This window comes from Caulobacter ginsengisoli (assembly GCF_030814835.1).
GTDB lineage: Bacteria > Pseudomonadota > Alphaproteobacteria > Caulobacterales > Caulobacteraceae > Caulobacter > Caulobacter ginsengisoli.
Map to the genome: position 1 here is coordinate 514,183 of NZ_JAUSVS010000001.1, position 14,313 is coordinate 528,495.

The following is a 14,313-nucleotide window of genomic DNA, read 5'->3' on the forward strand; positions in this document are numbered from 1 at the left end:
TTTTACCGCTCTGACCAGCTTAATGGCCGGGCTCGTCCCGGCCATTTTGCGTTCGGGCTGAACAACCAGGCTTGCACCATACCAACTAGTCGGTATGGTGGATCGTCATGGCGAAACCCGACTCCAAGACCCGGCTCCTGGACGCGACCCTCAAGCTGGTCCGCGCCAAGGGTTACGCCGCCACCCGGGTCGAGGACGTCTGCGCCGAGGCCGGGCTGACCAAGGGCAGCTTCTTCCACCACTTCAAGAGCAAGGACGACCTGGCCCAGGCCGCCGTCGCCCACTGGGAGGCGCACACCACCGGCTTCTTCGCCGAAGCGCCCTATCACGCCGGGGCAGGGCCGCTGGAGCGGCTGTTGGGTTATGTCGATTTCCGCAAGGCGATCCTGACCGGCGACCTGACCGAGTTCACCTGCTTTGCTGGCAATATCGTCCAGGAAGCCTGGCGCAGCCATCCGCAGATCAGCGGGCCCTTGGCTGACAACATCGTCAGCCACGGCAAGACCCTGCAGGCCGATATCGAGGCGGCGATGATCCAGTACGGCGTCAAGGCCGACTGGACCGCCGAGAGTCTGGCCCTGCACATTCAGGCGGTCGTGCAGGGCGGCTTCATCATGGCCAAGGCGACGGGCGGGGCGGCGGCCGCGGCGCAGAGCCTCGATCACCTGCGCCGCTATCTCGAACTGACGTTCAAAGGGGAGTGACCATGCAGATCTACTGGATCAAGGCCCAGGCGCCGCGCCGCGTGCTGGCGCTCGTCAAGCATCTGGGGCTGGCGGCCGACTTTATAGAGGTGGACCTAATGGGCGGGGGCCTGAAGGCCCCGGCCTATGCCGCCCTCAATCCCAACCTGAAGGCGCCCACCCTGGTCGATGGCGACATGGTGCTGTGGGAGTCCTCGGCGATCATGGCGTATCTCTGCATCAAGGCCGGCTCGGACATGTGGCCCGCCCATAATCCGGCCGAGCAGGTCCAGGTGCTGCAATGGCTCTCCTGGTGCGACCACCACTGGAGCCCGGCCGTGGGGCCCTTCTATTTCGAGCATGTGGTCAAGGCGACCTTCAGGTTCGCCGAGACCGACCGCTCGGCCCTGGTCGGCAAGGACAAGGAACTGCAGAAGCTGGCCAAGGTGCTGGACGACCATCTGGCCGGCCGCGACTATCTCGCCTGCGGCCGGCTGACCATCGCCGACTTCCAGGTCGCCTCCATGGCCAACTACTGGCGGGAGTCGGAGATGCCGTTCGACGGCTTCCCCAACCTGACGGCCTGGCTCGAGCGCCTCAAACAGATCCCCGCCTGGGCCGACCCCTGGCCGGCGGACGGACAGGTCGCCGCCTGACCTGGCGCGATCCTGGCCTTGATCCTGGAGGCCATGCGCCTCATGTCTCGCCGGACATGAGCAAGACTGTCATCCTGCGCCCATGAAGGCCAAGTGGTTCATCCTGGTGCTGGGCGTCAGCCTGTTCGCTCTGGCCTGGGGCGGGGTAGGGGCCACGTTGCTGCTGGGGGCGGGCCTGAAGGCCAAGGCCCTGGCCCTGGTCATCGCCGGCTTCGCCACCAAGGGGCTGTTGTGGTCCCTGGTCATCTCGCTGGGCCTCAGCGTCGCCGAGATGCGCGGCCGGATCGCCGACTGGTGGCGAAAGACCTTCCGCAAGCCCTGAAGCGACTTGGCCTTGACGCAAACGGAATCGCGACGTAGAAGCGCGCCTCTGTTGGACCGGCTGTATCCCTCGTGGATAGACGCGGGCCGCGGAACGACCCCAGAAAACAGTCATTTATGACTGGATTTTGGAGCAAGGCCCTCGCGGGCATCCGCGCGGGCCGTTTCGTTTTTTGCGGACGTTAGCGTGTCCGGGCGCCTCGTAGGGGTGGCCGGGTTGGTCTTTGAAATGGTTCGGATACACGCGGGCGCCGCCCTTATGGCAGCCTTTTGGGAATAACGAGCGATATGGATCGTCAGAACATCCGCATTCGGCTCAAGGCCTTCGATCACCGCGTGTTGGACCATTCCACACGCGAGATCGTCAATACGGCCAAGAGAACCGGCGCAACCGTGCGGGGACCGATTCCCCTGCCCACGCTGATCGAAAAATTCACCGTCAACCGTTCGCCGCACGTCGACAAGAAGTCGCGCGAGCAGTTCGAAATCCGCACGCACAAGCGCGTGCTCGACATCGTCGACCCCACCCCGCAGACCGTGGACGCGCTCATGAAGCTCGACCTGTCCGCCGGCGTGGACGTCGAGATCAAGCTCTAAGGGGAACGCCATGCGTACCGGCGTAATCGCCAAAAAGCTGGGCATGACGCGCTTCTTCGACGAAGCGGGCCAACATGTCCCGGTTACCGTGCTCAGCCTCGAAGGCTGTCAGGTGACCGCCCAGCGCACCCAGGAGAAGGACGGCTACGTCGCGCTCCAGCTCGGTGCGGGTTTCAAGAAGCCCAAAAACACCTCGCAGGCCATGCGCGGCCACTTCGCCAAGGCTCAGGTCGAACCCAAGCGGGTCCTGGCCGAGTTCCGGGTTGAAGAAGACGGCCTGGTCGATGTGGGTTCCGAGTTTTCGGCCGACCACTTCGTCGCCGGCCAGAAGGTCGACATCCAGGGCCTCACCGTCGGTAAGGGTTTCGCCGGCGCCATGAAGCGATGGAACTTCGGCGGCATGCGGGCCACCCACGGCGTCTCGGTCTCGCACCGGGCCCACGGCTCCACCGGTCAGCGCCAGGATCCTGGCAAGACCTTCGCCGGCAAGAAGATGGCCGGCCACCTCGGTCAAGAGACCGTCACCACCCTCAACATCACCGTCTGGAAGGTCGACGCCGAGCGCGGCCTGATCCTGGTGAAGGGCGCCGTCCCCGGCACCGAAGGCACGTTCGTCAAGATCCGCGACGCCATCAAGGGCTCGCTGCCTGCCGAAGCGCCCAAGCCCGCCGGCCTCAAGAAGGCCGCCAAGGACAATGGGGCTGCCGCCCCGGCTCCCGTCGAAACCGAAGTTGAAGCCGCGCCCGCGGTTGAAGCCACGACCGAAGGGGCGGAATAGATGAAACTCGACGCCATCAACCTGGACGGCTCCAAGGCCGGCTCCGTGACCCTCGATGACGCCGTCTTCGGCATCACCGACATTCGCGGCGACATCCTGCAGCGGATGATCACCTGGCAACTGGCCAAGCGCCGCGCCGGGACCCACAAGATCCAGGTCCGCAACGAAGTCTCGCGGACCGGCAAGAAGATGTACAAGCAAAAGGGCACCGGCGGCGCCCGTCACGGCTCGCGCCGGGCGGCTCAGTTCGTCGGCGGCGCCAAGGCCCACGGCCCGGTCGTGCGCAGCCACGCTTTCGACCTGCCCAAGAAGTTCCGCGCCCTGGCCCTGCGCCATGCGCTGTCTTCCAAGGCCAAGGACGGCAGCCTGATTGTCCTGGACAACGTGACCCTGACCGAGCCCAAGACGGCCGCCCTGCGCGCCACCCTGGGCAATCTGGGCCTGGTCAACGCGCTGATCATCGCCGGCCCCGAGGTGGACGCCAACTTCAAGCTGGCGGCCCGCAACATCCCCAATCTGGATGTGCTGCCGAACGCCGGCCTGAACGTCTATGACGTGCTGCGCCGCAAGACGCTGGTCCTCACCAAGGCCGCCGTCGAAGCGATCGCCGAGCGCTTCTCCGAGAAGGAAGCCGCCTGATGCCCGCTACCGCCCGCCATTACGACACCATCCTGTCGCCGGTGATCACCGAGAAGGCCACGGTTCTGTCCGAACAGAACAAGGTCGTCTTCCGCGTGGCCCAGGACGCCTCCAAGGATGAAATCGCCGCCGCCGTCGAAGAGCTGTTCAAGGTCAAGGTGACCAAGGTCAACACCCTGAACGTCAAGGGTAAGACCAAGCGCTTCCGCGGTCGCGTCGGACGCCGGTCCGACGTCAAGAAAGCCATCGTGACGCTGGCCGAAGGCCAGTCGATCGACATCACCACGGGGCTCTAAGCGTATGGCTCTGAAAACCTTCAATCCGACCTCGCCGGGCCGTCGTAGCCTGGTCCTGGTCGACCGCAGCGACCTGCACAAGGGCCGTCCGGAAAAGTCCCTCGTCGAGGGCCTGACCAAGTCCGGCGGCCGTGGCGGCAGCGGCCGCATCGCCGTCCGCTTCCGCGGCGGCGGCGCCAAGCGCCTCTATCGCCTGGTCGACTTCAAGCGTCGCAAGTTCGACGTTCCGGCCACCGTCGAGCGGCTGGAATACGATCCGAACCGCACCGCCTTCATCGCCCTCATCAAGTATGAAGACGGCGAACTGGCCTACATCCTGGCCCCGCAGCGCCTCAAGGCCGGCGACCAGGTCCTGGCCAGCGAGAAGGTCGACGTGAAGCCGGGCAACGCGGCTCCGCTGCGTGGTCTGCCGATCGGCACGATCATCCACAACATCGAGCTGAAGCCTCTCAAGGGCGGCCAGATCGCCCGCTCGGCCGGGGCCTACGCCCAGCTGGTCGGCCGTGACGCCGGCTATGCCCAGATCCGCCTCAACTCGGGCGAGCTGCGCATGGTGCAGGACACCTGCATGGCCACCGTCGGCGCCGTCTCCAACCAGGACCATATGAACGAGTCCCTGGGCAAGGCCGGCCGCAGCCGTCACAAGGGCCGTCGCCCGCACGTCCGCGGCGTCGCCATGAACCCGATCGATCACCCGCACGGCGGCGGCGAAGGCCGCACCTCGGGCGGCCGCCACCCGGTCACGCCGTGGGGCAAGCCGACCAAGGGCAGCAAGACCCGCGTCAACAAGGCTACGGATAAGTTCATCATCCGCAGTCGCCATAAAGCCAAGAAGGCCCGCTAGAGATGACCCGTTCCGTCTGGAAAGGTCCGTTCGTCGACGGCTACCTGCTGAAGAAGGCCGAAGGGCTGCAAGCCTCAGGCCGTAAGGACGTGATCAAGACCTGGTCGCGCCGCTCGACGATCATGCCGCAATTCGTCGGCCTGACGTTTGGCGTGCACAACGGCCAAAAACATGTGCCGGTCCTCGTCTCCGAGGACATGGTTGGCCACAAGCTGGGTGAGTTTTCGCCGACGCGGAACTTCCCCGGCCACGCGGCCGACAAGAAGGCCAAGAGGAAGTAGCCATGAGCAAGCCCAAGACCCAGCGGCGCCTGCCCGGGACCGAGGCCATGGCCAAGGTCCGCAGCCTCCGCACCAGCGCCTACAAGCTGAACCTGGTCGCCCAGTCGATCCGCGGCCTTCGGGTGCAGCGGGCGCTGAATGAGCTGGAATTCAGCCGCAAGCGCATCGCCAAGGATGTCCGCAAGGCCCTGCAATCGGCGATCTCCAACGCCGAGAACAACCACAACCTCGACATCGACGCTCTGGTCGTCGCCGAGGCCTTCGTGGGCAAGAACCTGATCATGAAGCGGTTCTCCGCCCGTGCCCGCGGCCGCTCGTCGCGTATCGAAAAGCCGTTCAGCGAGATCACCATCGTGGTCCGCGAGCTGGGTGAGGCCGCCTGATGGGTCAGAAAGTCAATCCGATCGGGCTGCGGCTCGGCATCAACCGCACCTGGGACAGCCGCTGGTTCGCCGACGGCAAGGAGTACGGGCAGCTTCTGCACGAGGACATCAAGGTCCGCCGTGAGCTGAAGAAGCGCCTGTATCAGGCCGGCGTGTCGCGCATCATCATCGAGCGCCCGCACAAGAAGTGCCGGGTGACCATCTATGCCGCGCGCCCTGGCGTGATCATCGGCAAGAAGGGCGCCGACATCGACAAGCTCCGCAAGGACCTGTCGGCCCTGACCTCGGCCGAGGTTCACCTGAACATCGTCGAGATCCGCAAGCCGGAAACCGACGCCCAGCTGGTGGCCGAGAACATCGCCCAGCAGCTCGAGCGCCGGGTCGCTTTCCGCCGCGCCATGAAGCGCACCATGCAGTCGACCATGCGTCTGGGCGCCAAGGGCGTTCGGATCAACGTGTCGGGCCGCCTGGGCGGCGCTGAAATCGCCCGGATGGAATGGTATCGCGAAGGCCGCGTGCCGCTGCACACCCTGCGCGCCGACATCGACTACGGTTTCGCGGAAGCCAAGACCACCTACGGCATCATCGGCGTGAAGACCTGGATCTTCAAAGGCGAGGTGCTGGACCACGACCCGATGGCCCTGGACAAGCGCCTGGCCACCGAATCCGGCCCGGCCGGCGAAGGCGGCGGCGGTCGTGAAGACCGTGGCCCGCGTCCGCCCCGTGGCCCGCGTCGCGACCGCGGCTCTGAAGGCTAGTTGTCATGCTGTCACCGAAGAAAACCAAATACCGCAAGGCCTTCAAGGGCCGGATTCACGGGACCGCCAAGGGCGGCACCCTGCTGAACTTCGGTTCGCACGGCCTGAAGTCGACCGAGCCGGAGCGGATCACCGCCCGTCAGATCGAAGCCTGCCGCCGCGCCATCACCCGCCACATGAAGCGGCAAGGCCGCGTGTGGATCCGGATCTTCCCGGATCTGCCCGTGACCGATAAGCCGGCCGAAGTGCGGATGGGCAAGGGCAAGGGCGCCGTTGAGTACTGGGCCGCCCGGGTTCACCCCGGCCGGATCATGTTCGAGATCGACGGCGTCGCCGACGACATCGCCCGTGAAGCCCTCAAGCTCGGCGCCGCCAAGCTGCCGATCAAGACCCGCATCGTCACCCGGCTCGACGCCGGTGTCGCGGAGCACGCATAATGAAGATCGCCGACATCCGGGGCATGACCCCCGACCAACTGTCCGACGCCCTGCTGAACCTGAAGAAGGAGCAGTTCAACCTGCGCTTCCAAGGCGCCACCGGCCAGGTCGAAAAGACCCACCGCGTGGACGAAATCCGCAAGGACATCGCTCGCATCAAGACCGTGCTGCGCGCGAAGAAAGCGGCCTAGGAGACTGTTATGCCGAAACGAATTCTCGAAGGTGTGGTGGTTTCCGACAAGGGCGACAAGACCATCGTCGTCAAGGTCGAGCGCACCATTCTCCACCCGGTGCTGAAGAAGACCGTGCGCCGGTCCAAGAAGTACCACGCCCACGACGAGGCCAACGCTCACAAAGAAGGTGAGAAGGTCAAGATCGTCGAGTGCGCGCCGAAGTCCAAGCTGAAGACCTGGGAAGTCCTTCCCAAGTCCGCCAGCTGATCCGTTTTCTGGAAGGTTTGAACCATGATCCAGATGCAAACTAACCTGGACGTCGCCGATAATTCGGGCGCCCGCCGGGTCATGTGCATCAAGGTGCTGGGCGGCGCCAAGCGCCGCTACGCCCACGTCGGGGACAAGATCGTTGTCTCCGTGAAGGAAGCCATTCCGCGCGGCCGCGTGAAGAAGGGCGATGTGCTGCAGGCCATCGTCGTTCGCACGTCCTCGGCCATCAAGCGCAAGGACGGCTCGGTGATCCGCTTCGACAAGAACGCGGCCGTCATCGTCAACAAGTCCGCCGAACCGATCGGCACCCGGATCTTCGGACCGGTTCCGCGCGAGCTCCGCGCCAAGAACCACATGAAGATCATCAGCCTGGCGCCGGAGGTGCTGTAATGGCGGCGAAGATCAAAAAAGGGGACCGCGTCGTCCTCCTGGCCGGCAAGGACAAGGGCAAGACGGGCAACGTCACCCGGGTTTGGCCCAAGGATGAGCGCGTGCTCGTCGGCGGGATCAACATCGTCCAGCGCCACACCAAGCCTTCCCAGGGCGACCCCCAGGGCGGCATCAAGAACAAGGAAGCGCCGGTGCACGTCTCGAACGTGGCCATTGTCGACTCCAAGGGCAAACCCACTCGCGTCGGCTTCCGCATGGACGGCGACAAGAAGGTTCGTTTCGCCAAGTCGACCGGCGAGGTGATCTAATGACCGAACAAGCCTACGAACCCCGGATGAAGACCATTTATCGTGAGCGCATCCGCGCCACGATGAAGGAGCAGTTCGGCTATTCGAACGAGATGCAGGTCCCCAAGCTGGACAAGATCGTCCTGAACATGGGCATCGGCGAAGCGGTGGCCGACTCCAAGAAGGCTGTTGCGGCGATGAAGGATCTGGCGGCGATCGCCGGCCAGAAGCCCCTGCCCACCAAGGCCCGCCTGTCGGTCGCGCAGTTCAAGATCCGCGAAGGCATGACCATCGGCGCCAAGGTGACGCTCCGCAAGGACCGCATGTATGAGTTCCTCGACCGTCTGATCACCATCGCTCTGCCGCGGGTGAAGGACTTCCGAGGCCTCAAGCCGACGTCTTTCGACGGCCGCGGCAACTACGCCATGGGTCTGAAGGAGCACCTCGTGTTCCCCGAGATCAACTATGACCAGATCGACCAGGTCTGGGGCATGGACATCATCGTCTGCACCACTGCGAAGACCGACGACGAAGCGCGCGCGCTTCTGAAGGAATTCCAGTTCCCGTTCACCACTGCTTAGGACGGGGGAGAAAAAGCACCATGGCCAAGAAGAGCGCCGTAAACCGCAACGAGATGGTGAAAGCCCTCGTCAAGAAGTTCGCCGCCAAGCGTGAAGCTTTGATGGCGATCGCCAACAACGAGAGCCTTCCGCTGGAAGAGCGTTTCGAAGCCCGCCTGAAGCTGGCGGCCCTTCCGCGCAACTCCGCGAAGAACCGCATTCGTAACCGCTGCGAGATCACGGGCCGTCCGCGCGCCTACTATCGCAAACTGAAAATGAGCCGGATCGCCCTGCGCGAACTGGGCTCGGCCGGGCTGATCCCCGGTCTCGTCAAGTCGAGCTGGTGAGGAGGGATCGATGGCTGTGAACGACCCCATCGGTGACATGCTCACCCGCATCCGCAACGCCGCCGAGCGCAAGCGCTCGAAGGTCCTGACGCCGGCTTCGAAGATGCGCGCCCGCGTGCTCGACGTGCTGGCCGACGAGGGCTACATCCGCGGCTACTCGCTGGTCCAGAAGCCGGGCGCTTTCCCGGAATTCGAGATCGAGCTGAAATACTTCGACGGCCAGCCGGTCATCGCGGAAATCGCTCGCGTCTCGAAGCCTGGCCGCCGGGTCTATTCCTCGATCAAGGATCTCAAGCCGATCAAGAACGGCCTGGGCATCTCGATCCTCTCGACGCCCAAGGGCGTCATGTCGGACAGCGCGGCGCGCACTGCCAATGTTGGCGGTGAAGTCCTGTGCCGGGTGTACTAAGATGTCGCGTATCGGAAAGAAGATCATCGCCGTTCCGGCTGCCGCCACCGTCACCATCGACGGCCAGACGGTGACCGTGAAGGGCCCCAAGGGTCAGCTGTCCTGGACCGTGATCGACCTGATCTCGGTCAAGCTGGAGAACGGCGAAATCACGCTGGCTCCGGTGGACGAGTCGACCCGAGCCAAGTCGATGTGGGGTCTGTCGCGCACGCTGATCGCCAACATGGTGCACGGCGTGACCGAAGGCTTCGAGCAGGTCCTGGAACTGGTGGGCGTGGGTTACCGCGCCGCCCTGAAGGGTAACGACCTGTCCCTGCAGCTCGGCTTCAGTCACGAAATCGACGTGGTCCCGCCGGCTGGCGTGACCTTCGCCGTGCCCAAGCAGACCGAAATCCGCATCAGCGGCTCGGACAAGCAGGCCGTTGGCGAAATCGCCGCCAAGATCCGGCGCATCCGTCCCCCCGAGCCCTACAAGGGCAAGGGCGTGCGCTATGCCGGCGAGAAGGTTCGCCGCAAAGAAGGCAAGAAGAAGTAGTCATGGCCCTCACACCTCGCCAAGCCGCGGACCGCCGCGCGCAACGCAACCGGACCCGGCTCAAGAAGCTGTCGAACGGCCGTCCGCGTCTGTCGGTCTTCCGCTCGTCCAAGAACATCTACGCCCAGGTCATCGACGACGCCCGGGGCGTCACCCTGGCCGCGGCCTCTTCGCTGGAAGGCGAAAAGGGCTCGGACAAGGACGCCGCCGCCCTGGTCGGCAAGCTGGTCGCCGAACGTGCTCTGGAGAAGGGCGTCAAAGACGTCGTCTTCGATCGCGGCGGCTATATCTATCACGGTCGGGTCAAGGCGCTGGCTGACGCCGCGCGTGAAGCCGGCCTGAGCTTCTAAGGAAAACACCCATGGCACGCAGAGACGACAATCGAGGCGGCGGCCGGGGTCGCGACAACGCTGAAGAGCGTGACAGCGAAATCGTCGAGAAGCTGGTCCACATCAACCGCGTCGCCGCCACCGTGAAGGGTGGCCGCCGGTTCTCGTTCGCCGCCCTGATGGTGGTGGGCGACCAGAAGGGCCGCGTTGGCTTTGGTCACGGCAAGGCGCGCGAAGTGCCCGAAGCCATCCGCAAGGCGACCGAAGAAGCCAAGAAGTCGATGATCCGCGTTCCCCTGCGCGAATCCCGCACCCTGCACCACGACGGCCAAGGCCGTTGGGGCGCTGGCAAGATCATGGTCCGCGCGGCGCCTCCGGGCACCGGCGTCATCGCCGGCGGTCCGATGCGGGCGGTGCTCGAAACCCTGGGCGTCCAGGACGTGGTCGGCAAGTCGACCGGGTCTTCGAACCCCTACAACATGGTTCGCGCCACGTTCGAAGCGCTGAAGGTCCAGGCTTCGCCTCGCCAGATCGCCGCCAAGCGCGGCAAGAAGGTCAGCGACATCCAGGGCAAGCGCCCGGCTGACGCCCAGACCCCCGAAAGCGTCGAGGGCTAAGATGGCTGAATCGAAGAAAACCGTGACGGTCCGCCAGACCGCCAGCCCGATCCGTCGTACGAAGGATCAGCGCGCGACCCTGGCCGGCCTGAAGCTCAACCGGGTTGGCCGCGTCGCCACTCTGGAAGACACCCCCTCGGTCCGTGGCATGATCGCCAAGGTCCACCACATGGTCGAGGTGATCGACTAAACTGCGCTGCTCCCCCTCTGGGGGAGCTGTCGCGGAGCGACTGAGGGGGCTACATCCGCGGACCCCGTGGATGCAGCCCCCTTCGGCCTTTCAGGCCACTTCCCCCAGAGGGGGAAGACCTAGTGACAACAAGCCGAGTCGGCTTTCAGCCGGCGCAGATCTCCAAGGAGAGGCACATGACCAAGCTGAACGAACTGTCGCCCGCCGAGGGCTCCAACAAGTCGCGCATGCGCGTCGGCCGTGGCCCGGGCTCGGGCAAGGGCAAGACCGCCGGCCGCGGCGTCAAGGGTCAGAAGGCCCGCTCGGGCGTCGCCCTGGCCGGCTTCGAGGGCGGCCAGATGCCGCTGCACATGCGCATGCCCAAGCGCGGCTTCAACAACCCCTTCGCCAAGAAGCTGGTGGAAGTGAACTTCTGGCGCATCGAGCAGGCGGTCGCCGCCGGCAAGCTGGACGCCAAGAAGGCGATCGGCGTTGAGGAACTGCTGGCCTCCGGCGTGATCCGCCGGGCTCATGACGGCGTCAAGCTGCTGGGCAAGGGCGAGCTGAAGACCAAGCTGAACATCACCGTCTACGCCGCCTCGGCCTCGGCCCAGGCCGCCGTGGAAGCGGCCGGCGGCAAGCTGACCGTGACCAAGAAGCCCAAGCCCGAAGCCGAAGCCAAGGCCTAAGAGGCTTTTCACCGCGACCCCGGTGACCCACCGGGGCGCGTTCTCTGACATGGCGGGTGACAAGGGGCCTTAGCGCCCCTATCTCTCACCTTCCTTCAGTCGTGGGGATAGTTGATGGCTTCGGCCGCCGAGCAGCTCGCAGCAAATATGAACTTCGGCGCCTTCGCGAAGGCGACCGATCTTCACAAGCGTATCTGGTTCACCCTGATCGCCATGATCGTCTTCCGGCTGGGTTGCTACATCCCCATCCCCGGCATCGACGCGGCGGAATTCGCCCGGCAGTTCGAGACCCAGCAACAGGGCATCCTTGGGATGTTCAACGTCTTCTCGGGCGGGGCCGTGCAGCGCATGGCGATCCTGACCCTGAATGTGATGCCCTACATCTCGGCCTCGATCATCGTTCAGCTGCTGGGCACGGTCTATCCGCCCTGGGAAAAGCTGAAGAAGGAAGGCGGCGAAGCGGGCCGCAAGCAGCTCAACCAGTACACCCGCTACCTGACCGTGCTGCTGGCGCTGTTCCAGGCCAGCGGCATCGCCTTTGGCCTGCAGGGCAATGCCCAGCTGGTCCATACCCCCGGCATCGGCTTCGTGGTCTCCACGGTCGCCACCCTGGTCGGCGGCACCATGTTCCTGATGTGGCTGGGCGAACAGGTCACGGCCCGGGGCGTGGGCAACGGCGTTTCGCTGATCATCTTCGCGGGCATCGTCGCCCGCCTGCCGGTGGCGGTCTACCAGCTGTTCACCCAGGCCCAGACCGGCAAGTTGAACGGCTTCACCCTGATCCTGATGATGGTCGGGGCGATCGGCATCATCGCCTTCATCGTGTTCATGGAGCGCTCGCAGCGCCGCCTGGTCATCCAGTACCCGAAGGGGCAGGGGAACCAGGGCATGGTCGGCCGTGACCAGAGCTTCCTGCCGCTGAAGATCAACACCTCGGGCGTCATCCCGCCGATCTTCGCCTCCTCGCTGCTGTTCCTGCCGCAGACCATCGTCGGCTTCCTGGCCAGCAAGAGCGACCTGCCGGCCTGGGCCAGCTTCCTGCCGCAGCTGGCGGCGGACCTGGGCCACGGCAAGCCGGCCTATATTGCCCTCTACGGCCTGCTGATCGTGTTCTTCTGCTTCTTCTACACCTCGGTGGTGTTCAATCCGCAGGACACGGCCGAGAACCTGCGCAAATACGGCGGCTTCATTCCGGGCATCCGGCCAGGCGCGCGCACGGCCGAGTATCTGGAATATGTCCTGACCCGGCTGACCGTGATCGGCGCGGCCTATATCGCCGCCGTCTGTCTGCTGCCCGAAGCCCTGATGGCCAACGGCACGATGAGCAGCTTCTATTTCGGCGGCACCTCGATCCTGATCGTGGTCTCGGTCACCATGGACACCGTATCCCAGATCCAGTCCCACCTGCTGGCGCACCAGTATGAGGGGCTGATCAAGAAGAACCGCCTGCGCGGCGGTCGGGGACGCGGCGGGCAGTAGGCGACCTGGGCCATCAGAGCCCAGGCGAGGGGAGCGCGATGAACCTGATCCTTTTCGGCCCGCCCGGCTGCGGCAAGGGCACCCAGGCCAAGCGACTGGTCGAGGAGCGGGGCATGGTCCAGCTCTCGACCGGCGACATGCTGCGCGCCGCCATCGCCTCCGGCTCGGAACTGGGCCAGCGGGTGTCGGGCATCATGCAGCGCGGCGACCTGGTTCCCGACGATGTGGTCATCGCCCTGATCGAGGCGCGGCTCCCCGAGGCCGAGGCGGCCGGCGGCGCGGTGTTCGACGGCTTTCCCCGCACCGTGGCCCAGGCCGAGGCCCTGGACAAGATGCTGGCCGGGCGCGGCGCCAGGATCGACAAGGTCCTGCGCCTGCTGGTCGACGAGGAGGCGCTGCTCAAGCGCATCGCCGGCCGTTTCGCCGAGCAGGGCCGTCCCGACGACAACCCCGAATCGTTCAAGGTCCGCCTGGTCGCCTACAACACCCAGACCGCCCCGCTGCTCGACTACTACCAGGCCCAGGGCAAGGTGACCGAGGTGGATGGCATGGGCAGCATGGATGCCGTGGCGGCCGGGATCTCCGCCCAACTTTAAAACTGTTCATCCCCGCGAATGCGGGGACCCAGGCTTTTTTCGTTTCGGTATCCCAGCCGATCCAGCGTTCTGGAAACAGGCGCCGTCAGCTCAGGCGCCCTCAAAAACCCCTGGGTCCCCGCATTCGCGGGAATGATCGGGTATTGTGTCACGGGAACTTTGCAGACAATCCGCCAAAACTCCGGCATCCTGGGCCTACGTTTCTGATCGTCCGGGGCCGCGTCGCGACCGCCGATCCCATTTTCACTGCCGAAAAGTCTTTATCCGGCATTGACGAGTCGGACCCGTTCCCTATAAACGACCGCTTCCGCGAAAGGCGCGACTCCGTGGGCCCTTGGTATTTCTGAGGGCGCAAGCAGGGGTGGCGTCGTTTGCGCGTGGCGCCGGATTGGCGTGTCAGGAGATTCTACGCGTGGCCCGTATCGCAGGCGTCAACATTCCGACCAACAAGCGCGTCGTCATCGCGCTGCAGTACATCCATGGCATTGGCCCCAAGAGCGCCAAGGAGATCGTCAGCAAGGTGGGCATCGATGAAGCCCGCCGCGTCAACGAGCTGACCGACCAGGAAGTGCTGCACATCCGTGAAGCCATCGACAAGGACTTCACCGTCGAGGGCGACCTGCGCCGCGAGACCAGCGTCAACATCAAGCGTCTGATGGACCTGGCCTGCTACCGCGGCCTGCGTCACCGTAAGGGCCTGCCGGTCCGCGGTCAGCGCACCCACACCAATGCTCGGACCCGCAAGGGCCCGGCCAAGCCGATCGCCGGCAAGAAGAAGTAAGAGAGCCCA

General features: G+C 65.0%; 27 protein-coding genes. All 27 read left to right on the top strand.

The window, feature by feature from the left end; genetic code table 11:
- Positions 1–107 precede the first annotated feature (107 nt).
- The 27 genes from QO010_RS02480 (at position 108) to rpsM (ending at position 14,304) form a co-directional block, all read left to right on the top strand.
- Positions 108–704, top strand: a complete 597-nt coding sequence (locus QO010_RS02480) for a TetR/AcrR family transcriptional regulator (protein WP_307345460.1) — start codon at positions 108–110, stop codon at positions 702–704.
- Positions 705–706: 2 nt separating this feature from the next.
- Complete coding sequence (locus tag QO010_RS02485) at positions 707–1,339, top strand: glutathione S-transferase family protein (protein ID WP_307345462.1); 633 nt, start codon at positions 707–709, stop codon at positions 1,337–1,339.
- A gap of 82 nt (positions 1,340–1,421) precedes the next feature.
- Complete coding sequence (locus tag QO010_RS02490) at positions 1,422–1,661, top strand: hypothetical protein (protein WP_307345464.1); 240 nt, start codon at positions 1,422–1,424, stop codon at positions 1,659–1,661.
- 287 nt (positions 1,662–1,948) lie between these two features.
- Entirely contained in the window at positions 1,949–2,257 is a 309-nt protein-coding gene (gene rpsJ, locus QO010_RS02495; RefSeq protein WP_004616952.1) for a 30S ribosomal protein S10, read from the top strand.
- A gap of 10 nt (positions 2,258–2,267) precedes the next feature.
- Complete coding sequence (gene rplC / locus QO010_RS02500; protein ID WP_307345501.1) at positions 2,268–3,035, top strand: 50S ribosomal protein L3; 768 nt, start codon at positions 2,268–2,270, stop codon at positions 3,033–3,035.
- On the top strand, positions 3,036–3,674 hold the full coding sequence (gene rplD, locus QO010_RS02505) for a 50S ribosomal protein L4 (RefSeq protein WP_307345504.1): 639 nt from the start codon (positions 3,036–3,038) through the stop codon (positions 3,672–3,674). It begins immediately after the preceding gene.
- Positions 3,674–3,970 carry a 50S ribosomal protein L23 gene (locus QO010_RS02510; protein ID WP_307345506.1) on the top strand — a complete coding sequence of 99 codons (297 nt, stop codon included), beginning with the start codon at positions 3,674–3,676 and terminating at the stop codon, positions 3,968–3,970. Before rplD ends, QO010_RS02510 begins: the two co-directional genes overlap by 1 nt.
- 4 nt (positions 3,971–3,974) lie before the next feature.
- Positions 3,975–4,814 carry a 50S ribosomal protein L2 gene (gene rplB / locus QO010_RS02515; protein WP_307345509.1) on the top strand — a complete coding sequence of 280 codons (840 nt, stop codon included), beginning with the start codon at positions 3,975–3,977 and terminating at the stop codon, positions 4,812–4,814.
- 2 nt (positions 4,815–4,816) lie between these two features.
- Positions 4,817–5,095 carry a 30S ribosomal protein S19 gene (gene rpsS / locus QO010_RS02520; RefSeq protein WP_307345511.1) on the top strand — a complete coding sequence of 93 codons (279 nt, stop codon included), beginning with the start codon at positions 4,817–4,819 and terminating at the stop codon, positions 5,093–5,095.
- A gap of 2 nt (positions 5,096–5,097) precedes the next feature.
- Positions 5,098–5,478: a 50S ribosomal protein L22 gene (gene rplV / locus QO010_RS02525; protein WP_307345513.1), complete on the top strand. Its 381-nt coding sequence runs from the start codon at positions 5,098–5,100 to the stop codon at positions 5,476–5,478.
- Positions 5,478–6,236: a 30S ribosomal protein S3 gene (gene rpsC, locus QO010_RS02530; RefSeq protein ID WP_307345515.1), complete on the top strand. Its 759-nt coding sequence runs from the start codon at positions 5,478–5,480 to the stop codon at positions 6,234–6,236. Before rplV ends, rpsC begins: the two co-directional genes overlap by 1 nt.
- 5 nt (positions 6,237–6,241) lie before the next feature.
- Positions 6,242–6,673 carry a 50S ribosomal protein L16 gene (gene rplP / locus QO010_RS02535; protein ID WP_307345518.1) on the top strand — a complete coding sequence of 144 codons (432 nt, stop codon included), beginning with the start codon at positions 6,242–6,244 and terminating at the stop codon, positions 6,671–6,673.
- On the top strand, positions 6,673–6,864 hold the full coding sequence (gene rpmC, locus QO010_RS02540) for a 50S ribosomal protein L29 (protein ID WP_307345521.1): 192 nt from the start codon (positions 6,673–6,675) through the stop codon (positions 6,862–6,864). The genes rplP and rpmC overlap by 1 nt, the downstream gene beginning before the upstream one ends.
- Before the next feature lie 9 nt (positions 6,865–6,873).
- Positions 6,874–7,113, top strand: a complete 240-nt coding sequence (rpsQ, locus tag QO010_RS02545; protein ID WP_307345524.1) for a 30S ribosomal protein S17 — start codon at positions 6,874–6,876, stop codon at positions 7,111–7,113.
- Positions 7,114–7,137: 24 nt separating this feature from the next.
- Positions 7,138–7,506 (top strand): 50S ribosomal protein L14, encoded by a 369-nt coding sequence (gene rplN / locus QO010_RS02550; RefSeq protein WP_307345528.1) that lies wholly within the window; start codon positions 7,138–7,140, stop codon positions 7,504–7,506.
- On the top strand, positions 7,506–7,814 hold the full coding sequence (gene rplX, locus QO010_RS02555; RefSeq protein ID WP_307345529.1) for a 50S ribosomal protein L24: 309 nt from the start codon (positions 7,506–7,508) through the stop codon (positions 7,812–7,814). The genes rplN and rplX overlap by 1 nt, the downstream gene beginning before the upstream one ends.
- Entirely contained in the window at positions 7,814–8,374 is a 561-nt protein-coding gene (gene rplE / locus QO010_RS02560) for a 50S ribosomal protein L5 (RefSeq protein ID WP_307345532.1), read from the top strand. Before rplX ends, rplE begins: the two co-directional genes overlap by 1 nt.
- A gap of 20 nt (positions 8,375–8,394) precedes the next feature.
- Entirely contained in the window at positions 8,395–8,700 is a 306-nt protein-coding gene (rpsN, locus tag QO010_RS02565; RefSeq protein ID WP_307345535.1) for a 30S ribosomal protein S14, read from the top strand.
- Positions 8,701–8,710: 10 nt separating this feature from the next.
- Positions 8,711–9,109, top strand: a complete 399-nt coding sequence (gene rpsH, locus QO010_RS02570; protein WP_307345537.1) for a 30S ribosomal protein S8 — start codon at positions 8,711–8,713, stop codon at positions 9,107–9,109.
- Position 9,110: 1 nt separating this feature from the next.
- Positions 9,111–9,644, top strand: coding sequence for a 50S ribosomal protein L6 (gene rplF / locus QO010_RS02575; RefSeq protein WP_307345540.1), 534 nt, complete (start codon positions 9,111–9,113; stop codon positions 9,642–9,644).
- Between the two features lie 2 nt (positions 9,645–9,646).
- On the top strand, positions 9,647–9,994 hold the full coding sequence (gene rplR, locus QO010_RS02580; RefSeq protein ID WP_307345543.1) for a 50S ribosomal protein L18: 348 nt from the start codon (positions 9,647–9,649) through the stop codon (positions 9,992–9,994).
- Between the two features lie 11 nt (positions 9,995–10,005).
- Complete coding sequence (gene rpsE / locus QO010_RS02585) at positions 10,006–10,590, top strand: 30S ribosomal protein S5 (protein ID WP_307345545.1); 585 nt, start codon at positions 10,006–10,008, stop codon at positions 10,588–10,590.
- Between the two features lies 1 nt (position 10,591).
- A complete protein-coding gene (rpmD, locus tag QO010_RS02590) occupies positions 10,592–10,780 on the top strand; it encodes a 50S ribosomal protein L30 (protein WP_307345548.1) in 189 nt (62 codons plus the stop codon).
- A gap of 176 nt (positions 10,781–10,956) precedes the next feature.
- Positions 10,957–11,448, top strand: coding sequence for a 50S ribosomal protein L15 (rplO, locus tag QO010_RS02595; protein ID WP_307345551.1), 492 nt, complete (start codon positions 10,957–10,959; stop codon positions 11,446–11,448).
- Between the two features lie 114 nt (positions 11,449–11,562).
- Positions 11,563–12,927 (top strand): preprotein translocase subunit SecY, encoded by a 1,365-nt coding sequence (gene secY / locus QO010_RS02600; RefSeq protein ID WP_307345554.1) that lies wholly within the window; start codon positions 11,563–11,565, stop codon positions 12,925–12,927.
- Between the two features lie 38 nt (positions 12,928–12,965).
- Positions 12,966–13,523: an adenylate kinase gene (locus QO010_RS02605; RefSeq protein ID WP_307345557.1), complete on the top strand. Its 558-nt coding sequence runs from the start codon at positions 12,966–12,968 to the stop codon at positions 13,521–13,523.
- 412 nt (positions 13,524–13,935) lie between these two features.
- Positions 13,936–14,304 (top strand): 30S ribosomal protein S13, encoded by a 369-nt coding sequence (rpsM, locus tag QO010_RS02610; RefSeq protein WP_307345560.1) that lies wholly within the window; start codon positions 13,936–13,938, stop codon positions 14,302–14,304.
- Positions 14,305–14,313 lie beyond the last annotated feature (9 nt).

Coding starts and splice junctions, on each gene's coding strand:
- QO010_RS02480 (WP_307345460.1), top strand. CDS start 108: ATGGCGAAACCCGACTCCAAGACCCGGCTCCTGGACGCGACCCTCAAG.
- QO010_RS02485 (WP_307345462.1), top strand. CDS start 707: ATGCAGATCTACTGGATCAAGGCCCAGGCGCCGCGCCGCGTGCTGGCG.
- QO010_RS02490 (WP_307345464.1), top strand. CDS start 1,422: ATGAAGGCCAAGTGGTTCATCCTGGTGCTGGGCGTCAGCCTGTTCGCT.
- rpsJ (WP_004616952.1), top strand. CDS start 1,949: ATGGATCGTCAGAACATCCGCATTCGGCTCAAGGCCTTCGATCACCGC.
- rplC (WP_307345501.1), top strand. CDS start 2,268: ATGCGTACCGGCGTAATCGCCAAAAAGCTGGGCATGACGCGCTTCTTC.
- rplD (WP_307345504.1), top strand. CDS start 3,036: ATGAAACTCGACGCCATCAACCTGGACGGCTCCAAGGCCGGCTCCGTG.
- QO010_RS02510 (WP_307345506.1), top strand. CDS start 3,674: ATGCCCGCTACCGCCCGCCATTACGACACCATCCTGTCGCCGGTGATC.
- rplB (WP_307345509.1), top strand. CDS start 3,975: ATGGCTCTGAAAACCTTCAATCCGACCTCGCCGGGCCGTCGTAGCCTG.
- rpsS (WP_307345511.1), top strand. CDS start 4,817: ATGACCCGTTCCGTCTGGAAAGGTCCGTTCGTCGACGGCTACCTGCTG.
- rplV (WP_307345513.1), top strand. CDS start 5,098: ATGAGCAAGCCCAAGACCCAGCGGCGCCTGCCCGGGACCGAGGCCATG.
- rpsC (WP_307345515.1), top strand. CDS start 5,478: ATGGGTCAGAAAGTCAATCCGATCGGGCTGCGGCTCGGCATCAACCGC.
- rplP (WP_307345518.1), top strand. CDS start 6,242: ATGCTGTCACCGAAGAAAACCAAATACCGCAAGGCCTTCAAGGGCCGG.
- rpmC (WP_307345521.1), top strand. CDS start 6,673: ATGAAGATCGCCGACATCCGGGGCATGACCCCCGACCAACTGTCCGAC.
- rpsQ (WP_307345524.1), top strand. CDS start 6,874: ATGCCGAAACGAATTCTCGAAGGTGTGGTGGTTTCCGACAAGGGCGAC.
- rplN (WP_307345528.1), top strand. CDS start 7,138: ATGATCCAGATGCAAACTAACCTGGACGTCGCCGATAATTCGGGCGCC.
- rplX (WP_307345529.1), top strand. CDS start 7,506: ATGGCGGCGAAGATCAAAAAAGGGGACCGCGTCGTCCTCCTGGCCGGC.
- rplE (WP_307345532.1), top strand. CDS start 7,814: ATGACCGAACAAGCCTACGAACCCCGGATGAAGACCATTTATCGTGAG.
- rpsN (WP_307345535.1), top strand. CDS start 8,395: ATGGCCAAGAAGAGCGCCGTAAACCGCAACGAGATGGTGAAAGCCCTC.
- rpsH (WP_307345537.1), top strand. CDS start 8,711: ATGGCTGTGAACGACCCCATCGGTGACATGCTCACCCGCATCCGCAAC.
- rplF (WP_307345540.1), top strand. CDS start 9,111: ATGTCGCGTATCGGAAAGAAGATCATCGCCGTTCCGGCTGCCGCCACC.
- rplR (WP_307345543.1), top strand. CDS start 9,647: ATGGCCCTCACACCTCGCCAAGCCGCGGACCGCCGCGCGCAACGCAAC.
- rpsE (WP_307345545.1), top strand. CDS start 10,006: ATGGCACGCAGAGACGACAATCGAGGCGGCGGCCGGGGTCGCGACAAC.
- rpmD (WP_307345548.1), top strand. CDS start 10,592: ATGGCTGAATCGAAGAAAACCGTGACGGTCCGCCAGACCGCCAGCCCG.
- rplO (WP_307345551.1), top strand. CDS start 10,957: ATGACCAAGCTGAACGAACTGTCGCCCGCCGAGGGCTCCAACAAGTCG.
- secY (WP_307345554.1), top strand. CDS start 11,563: ATGGCTTCGGCCGCCGAGCAGCTCGCAGCAAATATGAACTTCGGCGCC.
- QO010_RS02605 (WP_307345557.1), top strand. CDS start 12,966: ATGAACCTGATCCTTTTCGGCCCGCCCGGCTGCGGCAAGGGCACCCAG.